This window comes from Pseudomonas sp. GW823-FHT06B06, from assembly GCF_058795195.1.
Genome location: NZ_JBXAHO010000047.1, coordinates 18,599 through 39,234, shown reverse-complemented (window position 1 = coordinate 39,234; position 20,636 = coordinate 18,599). Strand labels below are relative to the sequence as shown.

At 54.5% G+C, this 20,636-nt stretch carries 18 protein-coding genes and 1 pseudogene; 12 read left to right on the top strand and 7 right to left on the bottom strand.

Features of this window, described 5'->3' with window-relative positions; genetic code table 11:
* Positions 1-15: 15 nt before the first annotated feature.
* On the bottom strand, positions 16-576 hold the full coding sequence (folE, locus tag AC1Q8Q_RS28515) for a GTP cyclohydrolase I FolE (RefSeq protein WP_033044513.1): 561 nt from the start codon (positions 574-576) through the stop codon (positions 16-18).
* Positions 577-681: 105 nt separating this feature from the next.
* Positions 682-1,110 (bottom strand): thiol-disulfide oxidoreductase DCC family protein, encoded by a 429-nt coding sequence (locus tag AC1Q8Q_RS28510; protein WP_492615794.1) that lies wholly within the window; start codon positions 1,108-1,110, stop codon positions 682-684.
* Between the two features lie 521 nt (positions 1,111-1,631).
* On the opposite strand from AC1Q8Q_RS28510, the gene AC1Q8Q_RS28505 reads away from it, so the two are divergent.
* From AC1Q8Q_RS28505 to AC1Q8Q_RS28465, 9 genes and pseudogenes are all read left to right on the top strand, one after another.
* Positions 1,632-2,525, top strand: coding sequence for a transporter substrate-binding domain-containing protein (locus AC1Q8Q_RS28505; protein WP_492615793.1), 894 nt, complete (start codon positions 1,632-1,634; stop codon positions 2,523-2,525).
* Positions 2,526-3,000: 475 nt separating this feature from the next.
* Positions 3,001-4,269, top strand: a complete 1,269-nt coding sequence (locus tag AC1Q8Q_RS28500) for a cystathionine gamma-synthase family protein (RefSeq protein ID WP_489325017.1) — start codon at positions 3,001-3,003, stop codon at positions 4,267-4,269.
* 134 nt (positions 4,270-4,403) lie between these two features.
* The gene (locus tag AC1Q8Q_RS28495; protein WP_020797499.1) at positions 4,404-5,840 is read left to right on the top strand and encodes an amino acid permease; all 1,437 of its coding nucleotides are present in this window, start codon (positions 4,404-4,406) and stop codon (positions 5,838-5,840) included.
* 51 nt (positions 5,841-5,891) lie between these two features.
* Complete coding sequence (locus AC1Q8Q_RS28490; RefSeq protein ID WP_033045435.1) at positions 5,892-6,782, top strand: LysR substrate-binding domain-containing protein; 891 nt, start codon at positions 5,892-5,894, stop codon at positions 6,780-6,782.
* Between the two features lie 18 nt (positions 6,783-6,800).
* On the top strand, positions 6,801-8,189 hold the full coding sequence (gene thrC, locus AC1Q8Q_RS28485; protein WP_033045436.1) for a threonine synthase: 1,389 nt from the start codon (positions 6,801-6,803) through the stop codon (positions 8,187-8,189).
* Entirely contained in the window at positions 8,186-8,623 is a 438-nt protein-coding gene (locus AC1Q8Q_RS28480; protein WP_020797502.1) for an Lrp/AsnC family transcriptional regulator, read from the top strand. The genes thrC and AC1Q8Q_RS28480 overlap by 4 nt, the downstream gene beginning before the upstream one ends.
* 114 nt (positions 8,624-8,737) lie before the next feature.
* Positions 8,738-9,778, top strand: a complete 1,041-nt coding sequence (locus tag AC1Q8Q_RS28475; RefSeq protein WP_489325016.1) for a homoserine dehydrogenase — start codon at positions 8,738-8,740, stop codon at positions 9,776-9,778.
* Between the two features lie 12 nt (positions 9,779-9,790).
* Positions 9,791-11,209, top strand: coding sequence for an aldehyde dehydrogenase family protein (locus tag AC1Q8Q_RS28470; protein ID WP_020797504.1), 1,419 nt, complete (start codon positions 9,791-9,793; stop codon positions 11,207-11,209).
* Positions 11,210-11,263: 54 nt separating this feature from the next.
* A pseudogene (locus tag AC1Q8Q_RS28465) lies at positions 11,264-11,451 on the top strand (histone-like nucleoid-structuring protein, MvaT/MvaU family); the annotation flags it as partial.
* A gap of 432 nt (positions 11,452-11,883) precedes the next feature.
* On the opposite strand, the gene AC1Q8Q_RS28460 reads toward AC1Q8Q_RS28465, so the two are convergent.
* From AC1Q8Q_RS28460 to AC1Q8Q_RS28450, 3 genes are all read right to left on the bottom strand, one after another.
* A complete protein-coding gene (locus AC1Q8Q_RS28460; protein WP_492615792.1) occupies positions 11,884-13,179 on the bottom strand; it encodes an OprD family porin in 1,296 nt (431 codons plus the stop codon).
* Positions 13,180-13,312: 133 nt separating this feature from the next.
* Entirely contained in the window at positions 13,313-13,768 is a 456-nt protein-coding gene (locus tag AC1Q8Q_RS28455) for a type II 3-dehydroquinate dehydratase (RefSeq protein ID WP_492615791.1), read from the bottom strand.
* A gap of 15 nt (positions 13,769-13,783) precedes the next feature.
* Positions 13,784-15,139, bottom strand: a complete 1,356-nt coding sequence (locus AC1Q8Q_RS28450) for an MFS transporter (protein ID WP_492615790.1) — start codon at positions 15,137-15,139, stop codon at positions 13,784-13,786.
* Positions 15,140-15,305: 166 nt separating this feature from the next.
* Here AC1Q8Q_RS28450 and AC1Q8Q_RS28445 point away from each other — a divergent pair, with 166 nt between their 5' ends.
* Complete coding sequence (locus tag AC1Q8Q_RS28445; protein ID WP_179053938.1) at positions 15,306-16,190, top strand: LysR family transcriptional regulator; 885 nt, start codon at positions 15,306-15,308, stop codon at positions 16,188-16,190.
* A 253-nt stretch (positions 16,191-16,443) separates the two neighbouring features.
* Here the strand turns inward: AC1Q8Q_RS28445 and AC1Q8Q_RS28440 are convergent, their stop codons facing one another.
* Positions 16,444-17,358 carry an SDR family oxidoreductase gene (locus tag AC1Q8Q_RS28440; protein ID WP_492615789.1) on the bottom strand — a complete coding sequence of 305 codons (915 nt, stop codon included), beginning with the start codon at positions 17,356-17,358 and terminating at the stop codon, positions 16,444-16,446.
* Between the two features lie 70 nt (positions 17,359-17,428).
* Here AC1Q8Q_RS28440 and AC1Q8Q_RS28435 point away from each other — a divergent pair, with 70 nt between their 5' ends.
* Positions 17,429-18,349, top strand: coding sequence for a LysR family transcriptional regulator (locus AC1Q8Q_RS28435; protein ID WP_168758097.1), 921 nt, complete (start codon positions 17,429-17,431; stop codon positions 18,347-18,349).
* A gap of 176 nt (positions 18,350-18,525) precedes the next feature.
* Here the strand turns inward: AC1Q8Q_RS28435 and AC1Q8Q_RS28430 are convergent, their stop codons facing one another.
* The gene (locus tag AC1Q8Q_RS28430; protein ID WP_168758098.1) at positions 18,526-19,446 is read right to left on the bottom strand and encodes a LysR substrate-binding domain-containing protein; all 921 of its coding nucleotides are present in this window, start codon (positions 19,444-19,446) and stop codon (positions 18,526-18,528) included.
* 275 nt (positions 19,447-19,721) lie between these two features.
* On the opposite strand from AC1Q8Q_RS28430, the gene AC1Q8Q_RS28425 reads away from it, so the two are divergent.
* Positions 19,722-20,633 carry an SDR family NAD(P)-dependent oxidoreductase gene (locus AC1Q8Q_RS28425; protein WP_492615788.1) on the top strand — a complete coding sequence of 304 codons (912 nt, stop codon included), beginning with the start codon at positions 19,722-19,724 and terminating at the stop codon, positions 20,631-20,633.
* The last annotated feature ends 3 nt before the right edge of the window (positions 20,634-20,636 follow it).

Genomic DNA, 20,636 nt, shown 5'->3' with positions numbered 1-20,636 from the left:
CATGTTTTTTCGGCGCTAACCGATTCGTCCTATCAACTGAAGGAATTCGTGACGCGTAGCGGACGAATCGCGAAAGGCGCCCAGCATCACCGATGTGGTCATCACCGAGTTTTGCTTCTCCACGCCTCGCATCATCATGCACATGTGCTTTGCCTCAATAACCACAGCCACACCGGCTGCATCGGTCATGTGCTGAAGGGCGTCGGCAATTTGTTTGGTGAGGTTTTCCTGAATCTGTAAGCGTCGGGCAAACATATCCACCACTCGTGCGACCTTGGACAGGCCCAATACCCTGCCTGTCGGGATGTACGCGACATGAGCTTTGCCGATGAAGGGCAACATGTGGTGCTCGCACAATGAATACAGTTCGATGTCGCGCACGATGACCATTTCGTCGTTCAGCGATTCGAACAGTGCGCCGTTGATAACTTCCTCAAGATTCATCGTGTAGCCGTTGCAAAGGTACTGCATCGCTTTGGCTGCGCGCTTGGGCGTATCCAGCAGTCCCTCACGGTCAGGGTTCTCGCCTATGGCGACGAGAATTTCACGGTAATGCTCGGCTATTGATGGGTTCATTTAGACTCCTCGCAGCCATGCTGCGCTTCATCAGACGGCAATCCTTGGTGGTAGGGCCGTTTCTACTGCGCACGATATGAGGCAGATAACACGAGTTGCGCGAGATCACCTGTGGCTCAGGCTCTTCGTCGCGCACCGGTCACCGATACATCGACGGCGGCCATCGGGGTGAGGTAACCACGCTAAATGGGGACGAAGACGACAAAACAGCCGATAACAGAGTGCAAGCAGCGGTCTGAGTGCACGCCAGCTAAGCGGTTGGGCCCAAAATCCCAGGCCAGCGGCACGCCAGCTCCATAGGGTGGCATCCAGACCGCTAACCCAGCGGCCGTCGGCGAAACAGGCATGAAGCGTCGCCTGCATGTGCTCCAACGTGAAACCAAGTGCTTTGGCGTCAAACTCAGCACTGTTTATGTCAACAAAAAGCAGTCGGCTCTCTGCGGCGTGTCGGCGCAGAACCTTAATTTCTCGCGCACACAACGGGCAATCGCCGTCAAAGTACAGCGTCAGTGGCCAACACCTTTTATTATACATTGATCATGTCTCTGTATAGGTTTTGTATAAGATAAGCTCAAAAAAACGACCTGACAATCACGGGCATTCCTTTGCCGTTAAATGAACCAATCACGGCAGGCAGGCTTCACCCGCGGCACACCGACTGCAGTCACCGTAGCAGCAAACATCACGAGACTATCTTTGACGTATTTCAGGAAGCGCCACAGGCTGCCCCCGGAAATGCGGCACACCACGCCCCAGTACGGCGAAGATCAAGAGGGCGACAAAGACATAGAACATCAGCTTGCCGGGCACCGACCAGGCTGGTTTAACCAGCATACGAGGGGAGGGTTTCATCACCCCCTGACAGACGGCACTACATCGCGCATCGCTGCATAGCGGGCTGAGGTGAGTCGCATTTTCTTGATCTGGCGCAAAGTATCTACCTTCCTTGGGCGTATCTTTTTTATGTTTCTAACAACATTTTTTAGAAATGCTGGAAATTGGCGCTCATCCTTTACGTTTGTCAGTGTGTTTTTTCATACTTTCAAGGGAGTCCCATGAAAACCTCATATTTCGTAGCAGCGGCAATTCTCGCTGCTGGCTTGTCTGCCATCACCCCTCACGCCAACTCGCAGACACTCGAAAAAGTTGCCGACAGTAACAAAATCACCGTGTCTTACCGCGAGGCATCGGTACCTTTCAGCTACTTGATTAGCCCTACCAAAGCCGTGGGTTTCTCAGTCGATTTAACCGATGCCATCGTTGATGATGTGCGCAGGAAGCTCAAGAAGCCGAACTTGGAAGTGGCTTACATTCCTGTGTCTTCGCAAACCCGCATTCCGTTGCTGGTCAACGGCACATACGATCTGGAGTGCGGATCCACCACCAACAACGCTGCGCGTGGCAAGGACGTAGCTTTTGCAATTAGCCATTTCTACACCGGTACGCGCCTACTGACTAAGAAGAACTCCGGCATAAAGAACTATACCGATCTCGCAAAGAAGACTGTCGCCAGCACCGCCGGTAGCACCAACGAGAAGGTCATCCGCCAATACAGTACCGACCACAATCTAGACATACAGATCGTCCTGGGCAAAGACTACGACGACTCCTTGGCACTGGTTGAAAATGATCGTGCCGTGGCGTTTGCTATGGACGATGTACTGCTGTTTGGCCTCATGGCGAACTCTAAAAATCCCGACGCGCTCGAAGTAGTGGGTGATGCGCTGCAAGTTGAACCCTATGGCTGCATGCTTCGCAAAGATGATCCTGAGTTCAAGGAATTGGTCGATGACACCATAACCCGTCTCATGACGTCAGGCGAATTCGAAAGGCTATACACCAAGTGGTTTCAATCACCGATACCTCCGAAAGGAATGAACCTGAACATGCCAATGAGCGAACAGCTCAAAGCCAATCTCAAGGCCCGCAGTGACAAACCAGCGCTGTAAAGCTACCGGGTGAAAACGACCGATTCTGCTGAAAGCCGGTTATGAACAACCTTCCGTTCGGCGTCTGCGTCAACCGGCCATGCTAACGCTGCCTAAGCTCTGATTTACCGGAAATTATTCCGGAAAATACAAGGAAGGTGTGGCATGACGTTATTGAAGTGCTGCACGTCCATTTTTGTTGCTTACCCTGGCAGGTTGCTCGACCAGCAGCGCTTATAAACCACCACCAGTGCCTTCATCCGCAGTGACGCTCAATGATGAGCAAATCCACGGCACTGAGGGGCCTGAGCAGCTGAATGTTGGTGAGAACTTCTCAGCGAGTAACGGTTTGACACTCTGTACCTGGCATCCAGCCATTAAAAAAAGCACCCCTTACTCCCAGATATCATGATTTTTCACAAGCACGAGCCTTCCATATAGTCCTCCCAAGCCCACCAGGAACACGGTTGTGTTTCCCTTGATGCGAGACAACTTTATGGAAAACAAAAAACGCACCGTCCAAGCTTCAGAGGTTGGGATGGGAACTCGAGTCGTATGGGCAGGAGAGCAGGTTCAACATCCCTACAATGCGACCCAAGCTCCCATAGTGGTCAGTGCCGCCTACGGCTATGACGATATCGACAAGTGGTATGACGTGGCATTGGGAAAGGAGCCCGGCTTCATTTACAGCCGAATGAGCAATCCCACGGTCTCTGTCCTGGAAGATAAACTCTGTGAACTCGAAAGCGCAGAGTCGGCCGTAGCTTTCAGCACCGGAATGGCCGCAATCAGCGGTGTACTACACACCTTCCTATCCTATGGGCAGCGTGTGATATCTACACGTGACAGCTACGGTGGTACGAACAAGATTTTTGAGGAGTTCCTTCCACGCATGGGGGTAGAGGTAACCCTTTGCGATACGCTCGACACTGTGGTTCTTGAGCAGGAGATTGCTAAAGGATGCAGCGTCCTGTACTTGGAAACACCCACGAACCCTACGCTGAAAATTGTTGATATTCGGCGCCTTGTGGCAGCGGCGAAGCGAGTGGGTGCTTTGGTTGTTGCGGACAACACATTCGCGACGCCTCTAAATCAGAATCCGCTCGCTTTAGGCGTTGATGTGGTTGTGCACAGCGCGACCAAATTTCTGTCCGGTCATGGTGATGTACTCGGCGGTGTAGTCTGCGGCGCTGAGCATCTGATGTCTCAAGTTCGCCATTACCGCGAAATCAATGGGGCATCGCTGGATCCTTTTTCGGCGTATCTAATCATCCGTGGCATCAAGACTCTGGCTCTGCGCCTTCGTCAGCAACAGGCGAGCGCACAACTTTTGGCCGAGTACCTCTGTACCGAGCCGTTGGTAGAGTCCGTGAACTATCCGGGCTTGCCTCAACACACTGGTCATGACATTGCTCGATCGCAAATGAACGGATTCGGAGCCATCGTCAGCTTCGTGCTTAAAGGAGGCATGGACACTGTCACTCGTTTGCTCCCGCTGCTCAGATATGCGCATCGGGCGGGTAATTTGGGTGCGGTCGAGACTATTTATGGGCCTGCTCGGACAACCAGTCATGTGGAAAATACCCCGGAAGAACGTCAGGCACTTGGAATTTCCGAAGGTCTGGTTCGGGTGTCTGTAGGAATTGAAGATTCAGCAGATTTACTGGCTGATCTAAAGCAAGCCTTCGCTTTAGTGCGAAGTAAACAAAATGATGCAATCCTTCACGCTGACAGTGCCAAACGTTTCATTGAGATAGAAGCCTGAATGCAGGCAGGACTTTCGATATTCATCTTAAGCCATTCATGAAGAATGAAAATAATAATATCCAGCGACGAAAAAATTGTACTGCCAAAAAACCAGTTACAAGTTTTGTCCGAACATTTCATGAGAATACAACTATGTCCACGCGTATAGAAAATAATCAGCCCGATCCAAACTCGCGCTTTAAAAAGGAAATGCAAACCCGTCATATCGTTATGTTGGCACTGGGCGGTGTGATTGGTACGGGGTTATTCCTTACCTCCGGTTACACCGTGAATCAGGCAGGGCCGCTCGGTGCGGTGATCGCTTACATCATCGGTGCGGTGATGGTGTATTTAGTCATGGTCTGTCTCGGTGAGTTGGCTGTACAGATGCCAGAAACCGGATCGTTCAGTAGCTACGCAACGCGATACCTTGGCCCAGGCACCGGCTATACAGTGGCCTGGCTTTACTGGCTCACATGGGCAGTCGCTATCGGTTCAGAGTTTACAGCCGCGGGTATACTGATGGTGCGGTGGTTTCCTGAAACGCCGGTCTGGATTTGGAGTGCGTTGTTTGCCATTGCAGTCTTCTTAAGCAATGTTGTCTCTGTCCGGTTGTTTGCGGAAACTGAATTTTGGCTTTCGCTGATTAAGGTCCTGACCGTTATCACGTTCATAGCGATCGGGGGGGCGGCAATTATCGGACTTTTGCAAGTACAGAGTCTGCAGGGGGCGGGACTTTCCAACTTCACTCGTGAGGGGCTGTTCCCCACCGGGTTCTTGCCCATTGCAATGACCCTCCTGGCTGTTTCCTTCGCATTTTCAGGAACAGAGCTGATCGGAATTGCTGCAGGCGAAGCGAAAGATCCACAAACCAGTGTACCGAAGGCAATCCGCACGACAGTGGTGCGTTTGGCGTTGTTCTTTGTGGGAACAATTTTCGTCCTTGCGACCTTACTGCCACGGGAGCAGGCGGGACTTGTAGAAAGTCCATTCGTCATGGTGTTTGAGTTGATTGGTATCCCATACTCCGCCGACATTATGAACTTTGTCATTCTCACTGCACTGATTTCTGCCGCCAACTCTGGGCTGTATGCAGCATCGCGCATGCTGTGGACATTGAGCGATCAAGGACATATGCCTAAGCGCTACGCCAGGCTTTCCAGGCGCGGAACGCCCGTAAACGCCATCGTTCTTAGCATGGCAGGAGCAGTGGCTTCTCTGCTCAGCAGTGTGTTTGCCCCTGATACGGTTTACTTGGCTTTGGTGTCCATTTCCGGTCTGGCGGTCGTCGTCGTGTGGATGAGCATTGCTGCAAGCCAGATCGCGTTCCGTCGTCAATACGTTGCCAATGGCGGACGCGTTGAAGACCTGCATTTCCGTGTGCGTGGCTATCCGTGGGTGCCTATCGGTGCAATGTTGTGCTGCCTCCTGGCCTGCGTCGGTATTGCATTTGATCCGGAGCAGCGAGTGGCGCTTTATTTCGGCCTGCCCTTTATTGCGTGGTGCTATTTCGTTTATTGGATCACTCGAAACAAGAGAGCAGAAAGGTTGGCATTAGCCGCAGCTGCTCATTCTTCTAGCACTGCGTGAATTTCTCAGGCAATGATTGAGTATAGATAACGCCCTGATGAGGTTGCGCCGATGAGTCAAAAGTCACTACCACCCTTGAATTGGTTGAGGGCATTCGAAGTATCGGCGCGTTGTTTGAACTTTACCCACGCATCGCAAGAGCTTCATTTGACTCAAGGGGCCGTGAGTCAGCAGATTCGTCAGTTAGAAAGTCACCTCGGTGTGGCGCTGTTCAAGCGCTTACCCCGAGGGCTTGGCTTGACCGAGGAGGGGCAGTCGTACCTGCCTGTTGTTCAGGACGCGATCAGTCGCCTTGCCGTTGGCACGAACGAGATTTTCGGTCAGCACAATCGAAGACATGTGAAGGTGCGCGGCAGCCTTTCCTTTCTTCATTATTGGTTGGCCCCCCGACTCGCAGACTTTTGTCGGGAGTATCCCCAGATTGATATTCGATACATCAGCAATCTTTGGGTGAAAGAACCGGATGGTGAGGATGACCTGGAGATCCGGTGGGGATGCGGTGAGTGGTCTGGCTTGCACGCTCAGCGATTGACCTGGGACATCCTTCAACCTGTTTGCTCTCCAGATCTCATGGTCAGATCACCCATACATGAGCCTCGCGACTTGATGAACCATTCCCTGCTTCACGTGTTGGGTTACGAAGAAGGTTGGGGCTATTGGTTGAAGCGAGTTGGAGCAGACGACGTCGATTATTCCCGTGGGCTTCAGTTTGACACGCTGATTTCCACGATTCGCATGGCCGAATTGGGGCAGGGCGTTGCGCTGGCGCGGTCTTCCGTTGTCGAGGATTTGCTTCAGAGTGGGCAATTGATTGCGCCATTCAATCACCGAATAGAGGCCAGCGAATCTTTTTATCTGGTGCACGAGCAGTCCGAAGTGCTATCGCCTGATGCCGCAAATTTTTCTACTTGGCTGGTGGCTCAAGCCCATCGCCTTTTGTAATACCGATTGGGAGTGACCATGGATTATGTAAGCACACGCGGCGGTGACATGCGGGCGGACTTTCGCCGTGTGGTGCTGTCGGGGCTCGCCGAGAATGGTGGCCTGTATGTACCAACCCGTTTGCCGGTATTCACAGAGAAACAAATCACCAGCTGGTCATGGCTGCCGTTTGATGAGCTGGTATGGCGGGTAATCTCGCCATTTGTTGGTTCGTCCATGGACGAAAGCACCCTCCGAGCCTTGCTCAGCGACAGTTATCGACAATTCAAGCACCGCGCTATTACCCCGCTTGAGCAGATCGGGCATAACGAGTGGATACTCCAGCTGTTTCATGGCCCGACGCATTCTTCCAAGGATTTCGCCGCGCAGTTGCAGTCGCGCCTGGTCAAGCATTTTCTGGAGGAGGTGGGTAGAGAGGCGTTGGTGGTCGGTGCAACCAATGGTGATACAGGTCTCGCGGCGCTTGAAGCCTTTGCTGACTGCCCGGCTGCCCGCATGGCGATACTGTATCCGCGCGAGGGGCTTGCGCCTGAGCAACTCAGTGCCTTGCAGGCAGCCGACCCAACGCGGGTTCAGCTGTTTGCGGTTGACGGAAATTTCGATGATTGCCAGACGCTGGTCTCCCGACTCTTGCGTGAGTGGCCGTTGGACGCAGTGATGCCGGTCTGTTTCAACTCGACCAATTGGATCGGCGTCCTGGCCCAAATCGTTTTTTACTTCCACGCGGCGTTGCAACTGGGCGGTGGTTCACGTCCCGTCGGCTTTAGCGTTCCCGCTGCCAGCTCAGCCGAGATATACGCAGGTTACATTGCGCAGAAAATGGGATTACCCATCAATCAGGTGATCATCTCTACCAATAGCAATGATGCGCTGCACCAGTTTTTTCATTGCAATCGCTACTCCACCCGGATGACCAGTCGTACAGTTTCGCCGGCGATGGATTTCTCGTTGTTTTCCAACCTGGAGCGGTTTATCTGGGAGATTTACGAGCACGATGGCTGCTCAACAAAAGCGCTGATGGAGCAATTTGAAAGTTGCGGAGAAATGAGCATTGGCAATCAGCAATGGCTGCGTGCCCGAGTACTCTTCGATTCCTATGCGGTAGACGAATCCCAGGTACGCGATGAGGTGGTCGAACTGTTTCGAGAGACAGGTTCTGCCATCGATCCTCACACCGCTGTCGGTGTGCTGGCCGGCCGGCTTCATCGACGCAGCCTGGGGGCGCCAATGGTCACCTTCGGGCAAATAGCGCCGGCCAAGTCAGCAGCGCTGTTGGCAGAGCTCGGCGTCTGGCAAGCAAGCGTTGCGAGGACTGTCGAGGTGCGCGAGCAACTGCCTTACCTGGCCAAGGGCGATCTGGAGGGCCTGTGCCAGGCTCTCCGTCTGGCACAGCAGAGGCTTTCATGAAGCGCATTCTGGATCCGCTGGACGAACGCATACTGGCCGAACTGACCGCCAATGCGCGAATAGCCCATATCGAACTGGGTGCCAAGATCAACTTGTCCCGCAATGCTGTGCGTCAGCGTATCGAGCGTCTTGAGCGCGATGGTGCGATCCAGGGCTACACAGTCCTTCTCGGTGAGTCACGACGACCTACATCGCTTATCAGCGCGGTGATCTTTGTCTACCGCTATGACCGCATGCGTGGCGAAGAAGTACTCGCGGCTCTGCGCTCCATTCCCGAAGTCGTGCAGTGTGAAGTACTCAGTGGTGAGTTCGATTTGATGTTGCGCGTGAATGCCGCCACACCTGAACGTGTCCACCTCGTGTGGAAGGAAATTGCGGCCATGTCGGGGGTGGAAAACACCGTGACATCGTTCGTTCTTTCCGCGGTGTTTTAAAAGATCGCGCTTGGGCAAAACGCTCAACTAATACAGCAGACTGCCATATTCAACTGCCAAAGCTCCGCTCTTAGGATGTTCCTATCGAACAACATCAATAAAGGAACAGCTGTTATGACTGAGTACAAAATTGCCTTGGTAGGGTTTGGTGGCGTGAACCGTGGCTTTGCCCAATTGGTCGCCGAGCGTAATGCCGAGTGGAAAAACTCCCTGGGTTTCACGGTTAAAATCGTCGGTGTTACCGATCTGTTCCTTGGCTCCATCGTTGCCAAAGAGGGTCTTGATGCAAAGCAGTTGGTCGCGCTACCGGTGGAAAAAGGCGCATTCGCTCACCTGCCTGGCGGCAAGGCTGAGGCCTTCAATGAAGCCGTGATCAAGAACTCCGGTGCAGACATCATCGCTGAGGCCACTTTCACAAACCCGGTGGATGGTGAGCCCGCAACTACCTTTTGCCGTTGGGCCTTGGAAAGTGGCATTCATGTAGTCACCACCAATAAGGGGCCCATTGCGCTGCACGGGGCCGAGCTCAAAGCGTTGGCCCGTCGCAACCAGGTGGCTTTCGAATACGAGGGGGCGGTGATGAGTGGCACTCCTGTGATTCGCCTGGCCAAGCAGGCCTTGGCGGGTGCTAACGTCCAAGGTTTTGAAGGCATCCTCAATGGCACTTCCAACTATGTGCTCAGCCAGATGAAAGATGGCCTTGCGTTTAACGATGCCGTGGTGCAAGCGCAACAACTCGGCTACGCCGAGGCCGATCCAACCGCCGATGTAGAAGGGTTTGACGTACGCCTCAAGGTGGTCATCCTGGCCAATGAACTGCTGAATGCACGACTGAATGTCAGTGATGTAGCGTGTTCGGGCATCAGCAATATCAGTGCGCAAGATATTGCTCAGGCAAGTGCCAATGGTGCGAGCTGGAAACTGATTGGCTCAGCCGATCGAGCAGCCGATGGCTCGGTTCGAGCGAGTGTCGAGGCCCGGCTGCTGCTGGATTCGCATCCTCTGGCAGGTATCGCCGGCGCCACGAATGCCGTGTCATTCAATACCGAACTGCTGGGAGCTGTCACGGTGTCCGGGCCTGGGGCAGGGCGTATCGAGACGGCCTTTGCATTGCTGTCGGACATCGTCGCCATTCACACCACCCACGGCAAGTAACAGGAGGTTGTCATGAGCGTATCCAGCATGGCCAGTATCCAGCTTGTGGAAGCCAAACAGATTGATGTGTTCAGTCCATTCGATGGTCGCTTGGTAGGGAGCGTCCCTTGCCTTGATGCAGCCGCCGTTCCTGGCTTGCTGGAGCGCGCGCGAATCGGCGTGCGCGAGAGTGCGGCAATGCCTCGTCACCTGCGTGCGCGCATTCTTGAGGATGCCGCTCGGTGTGTGGAGCTTGAGTCTGATGCATTTGCCAAGCTGATCGTTGCAGAGGCGGGAAAAACGCTGCGACAAGCAGAGAAGGAGGTGAAGCGTTGCGTGAACACGTTGAAGCTATCGGCGGAAGAGGCGCGTCGTAACGCCGGTGAAGTAATTCCATTTGGGGCTTATGAAGGATCGGAATCGCGGCAAGGTTGGTTCACACGGGAGCCGTTGGGACTTATCGTCGCCATCACGCCCTATAACGATCCGCTGAATCTGGTCGCCCATAAGCTCGGCCCGGCCATCGCCGGCGGCAATGCCGTGATTTTGAAACCCTCGGAACTCGCGCCGCTGTCTGCTCTCAAGCTCGTCGAGTGCTTGGTGAAAGCGGGGCTTCCACCCTCTGTGATTACCCCGGCTACGGGTGGCGTTGACCTGGGTAAAGCATTGGTGGAGGTTCGCGACGTACGGATGATTTCCTTCACGGGTGGTTTTGCTACGGGTGAGGCCATTGCTCGTACCGCCGGGTTGAAGAAGCTGGCAATGGATCTGGGGGGAAATGCCCCGGTTCTTGTGCTTGAAGATTGTGATATCGGCCCGACCGTTGAGTCCTGTGTGTCGGGTGCCTTTTGGGCAGCAGGGCAGAATTGCATCGGCACTCAACGCATCCTCGTACATAGTTCAATTTATGAGGAGTTCCGTGAGCGTTTTGTCAGTCAAACGCGCGCCTTGGTAGTAGGTGATCCTAACCAGCGAGCAACGGATGTAGGCCCGATGATTACGGAGCAGGCGGCGCGCCGTACGGAGCAATTGGTCAATGAAGCACTGGCCGAAGGTGCTGTCCTTCTGTGTGGGCACCAACGCCAAGCTGGAAGTTATGCGCCGACCGTGCTCGAGCATGTGAGACATAGCAGTACGATTTGGCAGCAGGAAGTCTTCGCGCCGGTGGTTATCCTGGAACCTTTTGATCATCTGGACGACGCCGTTGCTCTGGCTAACGCAACAGAGTACAGCCTGCATGCAGGTCTTTTTACACGTGATATTTCCAAGGCTTTAAAACTATCGCGTCAGATTGAAGCGGGTGGCGTAATGATCAATGACTCTTCGGATTATCGTTTCGATGCCATGCCTTTCGGTGGTTTCAAGTACGGAAGTCTGGGGCGCGAAGGTGTTCGATTTGCGTATGAGGACATGACGCAGCCTAAAGTGGTCTGCATCAGCGAGTTGGATTAAACCTACAAAAAAAATTGCGATTGACTCACATCGGGTGGACGCTTTTTCTGACGCCCGATGTCCGGTCGTCGTGCACCAGTTACTGAGTCCAGGACCAGCACTCGTAAGCCTCGTCAGGTAAAAGTCTACAAAAAGCCGCACACCGGCGGATCGTCGAAACCAAAGGCGGCAATCACAAAACGCTGAAGGAATGGAAAGTGCAACACGGCTCCGCGACCGTTGAGTCCTGGCTGACCAAGTGATTTTGGTTTGAGAACAAAAGGGCCCGTCGAGGGCCCTTTTTTGTGGGCTCCTAAATTTCGCACACCGCGTACACGTCGCGGGCTTAAACCCAACTTCATCCCTCCCATCGACACCTGGTGCGAATCAGCGCCTATGCCTGCGACCGTCAATCACGCAAAAGCAAAAAGATTCACGAGCGCTGTTGACACATCAATTCGTAATTCGGACGCTCATCCCACTGACTCCCGCAGTGGTTCCATTCGGGCTGGTTACCGGGTTTATGGCTATTGAGATGGGAATGTCGCTAGGCAAGAGTATGGAGGAGACACGGCTCCTCTACTCAGGTTCGGCTCAGCTCGTTGCACTCCGGTTACTGTTTGCCTTTGTGGGTCGGCCTTGGTTCGCAAGGCCGGGTACCGATGAGCGCAGTTGGCTCAACTGCCCCCCCCCCCCTACAACAACGATATTGGGTAGCTGATGAACAGCCGGTTTTCGTCAAACTCATTGGTGCTGAAAGTCTTGCGGATACTTGAGTTTCTCCATTTGACGCTTAGGTTCTTCAACGTGCCGGACTGCACCACATAAGCCAGTTCTGACTCGCGCCCCCATTCCTTGCCATCGGTAAACGCTCCCGAGTGCACGTTGTCGCCACTGATGTAGCGGTTCATCATGGTCAGTCCCGGGAGGCCCACTGCGACGAAATTAAAGTCATGGCGCACCTGCCAGGAGCGTTCCTGAGCATTATCAAAACTGGAGTTGTAGCTGTCGTTCGCCAGCGTGCCGCCACTGGCTCCGTTGACGCGCATCCAGGCAGTGTCTCCGGTCAGTTTCTGTAAGCCCACATAGAAGGTGTTGCCCCCCAGTTTTGCCGAGAACAAGCCGAAGGCGGTTTTGTTGTCCATGTCGCCAGCGAGGGCGGCACCGTCTTCCTTGCCAGTGAAAAAGCCCATGTTGGCGCCGAGCGTCCAGTCGCCCACCGGCTGGCTGTGGGTCAAGCTGATGTATTGCTGCTGATAGATGTCTTTGAGTTCGTCATACCAGAGTCCAATGGTGGTGCGTTTCTCGTTGAAGGTGTATTCACCACCACCGAAGTTGAATCGGTCAGACGTGAACGCCGCTTTGCCGTTCATGGACATGTCTTCCATGCTGGCGTCGTTACGCGGGCTGTTCTGCCTGATCTGACCGCCGTACAACGTCAATCCGCTGATTTCCTGGGAGGTGATCTGGGCGCCTTGAAAGGTCTGCGGCAACGAACGGCCGTCATCGGAACGGAGAATCGGCAGCGTGCTGACCCATTCGCCTACCTTGACCACCGTCTTCGACACCTTGGCCTTGGCGGCAACGCCAAGCCGTCCGAAATTGTCGGCCGGGCGTCCGTCATCATGGATAGGCAGAAGCTGAGTGCCGCCCGTGCCTTTGCCACCGTCGAGTTTCTGTGAATAAAGCCCCAGCACATCAACACCAAACCCTACGACTCCCGGGGTATAACCGGAGCGGGCGTCAAGGATGAAGTTTTGCGTCCACTCCTCAGCCTTACCCTGAGGCGCGGCGCTGCTGGGGTAGGTGGGGTTGACGAAATTGCGGTTGATGTAAGCGTTGCGCAGATTCAGCGTGGCGCTGGCGCCCTCGATAAAACCGCTGTTTTCATCGGCCTGGACAACGGCGACCTGTCCTGCACCGAGTGCCAGGGCCAGGCTTATCAAGGAGCGTCGTACGGGCACGTTGCAGTGAAAAAGAGGGGAGTACATGGAGGTGTTCTCGCAGTGGATTATTGTTTTTTTGTGTGCACTTATGAGGTCAGCACCTGGATTTCAGGCGCAGGCGGCCCGGGCAACCTTCTGCCAAAGAGACCGCCGTATCAGGGGTTAGCGATGAGATGCGTCAGTTGCCCAGGGCCTTGCGGCGCAGCAGCTCATCAATGGCCCTGATAGCCAGGGGATAACCGTCGGCCCCCATGCCGCAAATCACGGCGTTGACCACGCCGGACATGATCGAGTAACGATGCAGTTCATCGCGGGCGTGGATGTTCGACAGGTGCAGTTCGATCAGCGGTGTGTCGAGCAGCTTCAGGGCATCGAGTACCGGAATCGAGTGAAACGAAAAGCCGGCCGGGTTGATGATCAGCGCCGCGCCCTGTTCAAAAACCTCCTGAATCCAGTCGACCATCACGCCTTCGTGGTTGGTCTGGCGAAAGTCGCAGACCAGGTCAAGTTCCTCGGCCAGTCTTTCACTGGCCTGGCGAATCTGATCAAGCGTGGTGTCGCCGTAAATGTGCGGCTCGCGACGACCCAGCAGGTTCAAATTAGGGCCGTTGAGGATGAAGACAGTGCGGTTCATGGTCGTCCTGCTGCTTTATTTAGTAAGTATGGCGGTGGGGGTGGTATCAACGGTGTCTTGTGCGGCGACGGTATTTAGGTCAATACCTCGGGTTTCCGGACCGATGACGATCATCGCCAGCGAGATCAGATTGATCACCGCGCGCAGCGTCACCAGAGGCCACGGCGAGTTGTTCGACTGGGCCATCAGATAGACCGCGATCATTGGCATTGGGCCGCCAATGACCAGGTTGGCGCCGGTGTAGGCCAGTGCGGAACCCGAATAGCGAACCTGGGTCGGGAACGCTTCCGCGAATGCCACGGGCTGGATACCGCTCTGGAACTGGGTGAAGCCCAGGAACAGCCCCATGATTGCCATGATGGCGGGGACGTTCAGGGTGTTGAGGATCGGGAAGTACACGAACAGGATCAGCAAGGTCATGCACGAACCCAGCGCCAGCGCCTTTTTTCGACCCCAGCGATCGGCAAGGTAACCACCGGCCAGTGCACCGAAAATCGCGCAGACGTTTGCCACCATCAGCGACATAAAACCCGTCTGCTGGCTAAAGCCCAGGTGCTTGGTCAGGTAGCTGAGGGAAAAGATCACGATCAGATAGAACAGGGCGGCGGGCGAGCAGAAGAACAGCATCAAGCGCAGGATGGTCTTGTAGTGGCTGCCGACGGCGGATTTAAGTGGGCTTTTTTCCTGTTTGACCGGAGTCTTTTTCAAGGCAACGAACGCGGGTGTTTCATCGACTTTCAGGCGGATGAAGATTCCGACCGCCACCAGTATGAAACTGAGGAGGAAGGGGATTCGCCAGCCAAAACTTTCAAACTGCTCGCTGGACAATGTGGCGGCCAGGCCCATGAGCACGCCGTTGGCCAAAATCTGGCTAAGCGGTGAGCACAGGCCCAGCATGCCCGAATAGCGCCCACGGCGATCAGGTGAGGCGTGTTCCAAGGCCATCAGTTGGGCGCCGGTGGACTCACCGCCCAGCGCGAAGCCTTGAATGATGCGCAGCAGCACCAGCAGGATCGGTGCCCAGACGCCGATCTGACCATAAGTCGGCAACAGGCCCATCAGTACCGACGCCAGCCCCATCAGGGTCACGGTGGCCAGCATCAGGTTGCGACGGCCCAGTTTGTCGCCGAGGTAGCCACAGGTAATCGCGCCCAATGGGCGAGCGGCCAGACCCACACCGAAGGTTGCCAGCGAGGCCAGAAGGCCCGCCGTTGGTTCCATCGCCGGGAAAAACAGCTTAGGCAAAATGGTTGCCGAAATCGCGCCATACAGCGTGAAGTCAAACCATTCCAGCGCGGTGCCAATAGTCGCGGCGGTCACCGCTTTGCGAGGCATGCGCGAATCATGAGTCTCGTGACTTGTCGTGCTCATAGAGGTGCTCGTCGTTGTTTTTATGGTTATGGGTACTCACACGTTCCCATTCGGGGCAGGGCCACTGGAAGGACGCGTCGAAGTGGGTAGACGTTAACGCATCCTGCTTGCAGAATAATTATCGAAATCTGCACAAATACATAAGCCAACCTTATGAGTACGCCTAATGGAACTGCGACATCTGAAGGCCTTTGTCGTTGCGGCCGACCTCCAGCATTTCAGCAAGGCCGCCGAGCAGCTGGGCATTGCACAACCGGCGCTCAGTCAATTGATGCGTACCCTTGAATCAGAGTTAGGCCTGGCACTGTTCAGGCGTGAGAACCGTGGCGTGGCATTGACCGCTGCCGGCCTGGCGTTTCTGCCCCATGCCAGGCAATCCATTGAGTCTAGCGAACTGGCGATTGCGGCTGCGCGGCGTGCCAGGAGGGGTGAAGTCGGCGAAATCAACATCGGCTACCATTCGGCATTGTTCGAGGCCAACTTGCCGCAATTGCTGCGGCATTACTTCAGCACTTTCCCCGAAGTCAAAGTGTCGCTGGTGGATGCGGGTATTCGCGCGCAGTTTGAAATGCTGCTCGATCACAAGCTGGATCTGGCCTTTGCCAGGGTGTTCAAGGATCACCTTCCAGACCGGTTGCGCACGCATCATTTCAGTCAGTCCAATCTCGTCCTGCTCATGCCGGACAACCACGAACTAGCCGAACGCTTTACCGGCGAGCTGGCGATGCTGCGGCACGAGAAATTCGTATTTTTGCAGGACACTGCCGGTATCGGCTTAACCTCGCACACACTCCAGGCCTGCCGACAGAATCAACTGCATCCGGAGAACATCATGTATGTGCCCTCGTTGATGAGCATCCCCGGACTGGTCGCAGCGGGTATTGGCTTGAGTATCGTGCCGGAAACCATGACCCGACTGACCATGCCTGGCGTGCGGATAATTCCGTTGGCTCAGCCGGAAATGGTCAGCGAGCTTTCTCTGATTTCGCGCATTGATGAGCGTTCCAGCGCAGTGTTGCACTTCATCGAGGAAGCTCATGGTTGGGGTTGATGCTATTGCGAACTTAATCGCCTGGTCATTACATTTTCGCGCATGAAGGTATTCTTTGACTCCAGCAATTCAAAGTCGAAGGCGAGCGGCGGTTTGGCATGTTAATCCTTCCAATTTCGAGCTGTAATGATAGCTGGAAACTGGAAGGAGTTTGATTCTATGACCTGACTTCGCAGCTGCTTGACCAGTACATACGTCCTGGCATTCAGGCCTCAACCCGCCGGCTCTTCACACAGAAGCTAAGAATGATGACTCACAGGGAGTAAACTTTCCGAAGCATTTCGTGTAGGGATTTTGGCTTACGCCCCAGCAGTCTTTCCAAGGCATGACTGCTCTGGTCGAAAGCGCCTTTGTCGATGGCATTACCCCAGCCACTGAGGAATTTCGCGACCGCAGTGGGCCAGCCCTCAGCCTCTCGAGCGGCGATAAATGCTTCAACGGAAATCGGTTGGTAACTAATCGCCTTGCCCGTCAGTAAGGCCAGGCCGTCAGCGATCTCCTGGAATGACCAAGTCTGTCCCGCGTTCAGCAGGCAAGTGCGGTTTTCATATCCTGTTTGGGTTAACAGTGAAGCACCGGCCTCTGCCAGCTCTGCATAGGTGGCGAAGCTAGCGCGACCTTTACCTACTGGGGCACTGAAGCCTTCTTTTGCTGCATTAGCACCAATGAGGAAGGGCAAATCGTCGGCGTATAACGGGTGTTGAATGATTGTGTACGTGAGGCCGGACTTCACCAGCAATTGCTCGGTAGCTATATCGCTCTCTGTCACGCCTTCAATAGGCGCCAGCTCGTCGTTGATCCGTTGAATACTGGTGTAGACCACATGACGAACACCCGCCCGGCTGGCGGCAGTGATCGCGTTTTTATGCTGGCCAATACGATCACTGAACGCGACGGCGGACACCAGGTAGATTTTTTCTAATCCCCTGAAAGCTGCCACCAGCGAATCGTAGTCCGTGTAATCCCCGTAGCGTACCTCAACACCTAATTCGGCCAGAGGCCTGGCCTTTTCAGTATCACGCGCCATTGCTACGACTTCCGATGCCGGGATTTTTTGTACCAGTGAACGCAGGACAGCATTGCCCAATCTGCCTGTCGCGCCAGTAACGAGAATTTTTGCCATGGTGCTTTGATGTCCAATCTTGATAACCAGGTGGGAAGCCATCATGACCAAAGCATCAAGGATAAATTAGTCTTCAAAAGGTAGTATCAGCTTTAACCAAAAGTTGGAGATGAATATGGAAACCCTAGGTAATCTCGAATCCTTCGTCCGTGCCGCGGAAGCCAGCAGCTTTTCCGAAGCCGCACGGCGGATGGGGGTTTCCTCTGCTGCCGTGAGTAAAAACGTGGCTCGTCTTGAAGCCAACTTGGGGACTCGCTTGTTCCAACGCAGCACCCGAAGCCTCACCCTTACCGAGGCGGGAGAGTTGTTCTATCAACAGGTCTCCCAAGGTCTTGAGACTATCCAGGATGCCATCGCTCAAATAGGTGATGCCCGAGAAGTCCCCGAAGGGCGATTGCGGGTCAATTTGGCCCCATCACTCGCTTATGATTATGTATTGCCATTGCTCAAGACTTTTAAGCAGCGTTACCCCGCTGTGGTACCGGATTGGCACTTGGAAATCCGACGCGTAGATTTGATCGGCGAAGGTTTTGACGTCGCTATCGGTGGTGGAATGGAACTGTCACCTGGCGTCATCGCGCGCGAGTTGTCCAAACTTCATCTCGTGGCTGTCGCAGCTCCGTCATGGCTTGAGGGTAAACCGCTACCCACTACGCCCAGCGATTTGCAGGGGGTAGATGGCATCGTGATGCGTTCGACAAACTCAGGGCGTTTGCTGAGCTGGACGCTTCGTGATTCTGAAGAGGGACGGTTCGATCTTAACCTGAAACCAGCTGCGATCATGAACGACCCGGAAGCGCTATGCAGCTGTGCCGTGATGGGTTTAGGTGTCGCACTGCTACCCTTGGATCGCGCGTGGCCCAGGTTGCAGCGCGGTGAGCTGGTTCGACTGTTGCCAGATTGGTATGTGGATCTAGGCGTTGTCTCGATTTACTACTCCTCCAAAAAATCTTTGCCGGCCAAAACCCGGGTGTTCGTCGACTTTCTGTTGGAGCATTTTCAACAATCGCTCTGCCAACACTTTCGTGCCGATTGACGCCTACTCCATTTGAGCACACGCCACAATTCCGCTTCGCTACAAGATCAAGATCGAATTCACTGGATCCTCCGATGGATATAAAGCACAGGCAGTATCACCTTCGCTAAAAACTCCTCGCACGTTAATGCGAAGGCAGGTAGATGGGGTAGAGCCCCCAACTTGAGTGTAAAAGCTCAGCCTCTCTTTTTCATGTTTGAGGTCTGCGACACAATCTCACGGACGATGTTGACGAAAGCCCTGAGTCCCGCTGGCATATGGCGATTCGCAGGATAGTAAAGGCGCAGCCCCGGGTACGAAGGAGTCCAGTCCTCCAATACGCGGATAAGGCTTCCTGACGCTATATGGGCAGAAGCGGCGAAATCATTAGTCCAGGCGATACCGGCGCCTTGCAAAGCCGCCTCTAACATCAGGTGGTGGCTGTCGAGCGTCAACGATCCGCTGACGTCTACTGCTTGCTCTTCACCGCGCTTCTCGAATTCCCATTTGTAGATCGTGCCGCTGGGGAAGCGCACGCGTATGCAGTTATGTACGAGGAGATCTGCCGGAACCTTTGGTTTTTTGCATTTCGCGAAGTATTGAGGGGAACCGACCACTGCAAAGCGGAGTGGGGGAGTGATCGCAATGGCAATCATGTCCTGCGGAACGCTTTCCGCCAACCGTATGCCGGCGTCGAATCCACCAGCAACGATGTCAACCAGACTTCTATCGGTAACGATGTCTACCCGCATGTCTGGATAGCGCCTTAGGTACTCCAGTACCACTGGAGTCAGCACCATTTGCGCAGCACCTTCGGAGGTGTTCAGACGAAGGGTTCCCGCCGGTGTATCGCGGAATTCGCTTACCGCCTCCATAGCCGCGGAAATATCACGCAGAGCGGGCTGCACACGAATCAGAAATTGCTCCCCGGCTTCAGACAGAGAAACGCTTCGCGTGGTTCTGTGGAACAACCTCACGCCAAGGCGTTTCTCCAGTGCAGCGATCGCATGACTGAGTGCTGATGGCGACATTCCCAATTCCACGGCCGCACGACGAAAGCTGCGATGAGTAGAAACTGCGACCACGGCGTTAAGTTCGAGCAGCCCGGATTTCTGCATTGTGCTAATTCCTGCATCAGTTCATCCAATATTAGCCCGATTGTTTGCGACAGTGCTGAGGCTTATCTTGGTCCACAGCAACTTTGCGCGGATCGGATTTCATAGGGGGATGTTGGCATCCAGAGCATTCAGGGATTTGATTCGGCTCAGCACGATCCGGCTCGGTACCCAGTGCAGTTGCCGCTTGGAGTTGAAGGCATCTTCATCCGCCGGTCATCCGGTGATCCCGCAAGTCAGTTCGACTCAGCGGCCATTAAACATGCGAGCAATAATTCATGACGCGTATCACTACACCGTTCGGGTTTCATTCAACTGCACAAGAGATCATTGAAGGGGTCGATCTCACTGGTAAACGGGCGATCGTAACCGGCGGAGCCTCTGGTATCGGTATTGAGACAGCGCGCGCATTGGTCAATGCCGGCGCAGACGTGACGCTTGCAGTACGGCGTCCGGAAGCGGCGGAATCGGTTGCTGCCGAACTGCGCTCTGGGGGCAGGGGCACCGTTGAAATCCGCTCAATCGATCTGGCGGATCTGTCCTCTGTGAAATCGTTTGCTGTGTCTTGGTCAGAGCCACTTGATATCCTGGTCAATAACGCAGGGATCATGGCCGTTCCTGAGAGGGAGCTGACATCACAGGGTTGGGAAATGCAATTTGCAACCAACTTTCTCGGTCATTTTGCGCTCGTGCTTGGCTTGCAAGACGCCCTGATCAAAGCTGAAGGTGCGCGAATTGTATCGCTGAGTTCAAACGCTAATCTATTAGGGCCAGTGGTTTTCGATGACATCAATTTCGACTTCCGCACATACGATGCTTTCGCATCATATGCTCAGGCCAAGTCGGCATGCGCACTCATTGCCGTAGAAACCACCCGCCGCTGGGCGGAGCAAGGCATTTTCGCGAACGCTTTGAACCCTGGGGCAATCGCAACCAACCTTCAGAAGCACACCGGTGGGCTCAAGACCCCAATTGAACGTCAGAAGAACGTGCAACAGGGTGCAGCGACATCTGTATTACTGGCGGCGTCTCCACTGTTGGAAGGCATTGGTGGTCGTTATTTCGAGGACTGTAATGAAGCGTTGGTGGTCACCAAGCGTCCTGCCGATTACACAGGCGTGGCACCCTACGCCGTTGACCCAGATAACGCGCAGCGGTTGTGGGAAGTTGCCACGCGGATGATTGGGTGAGGT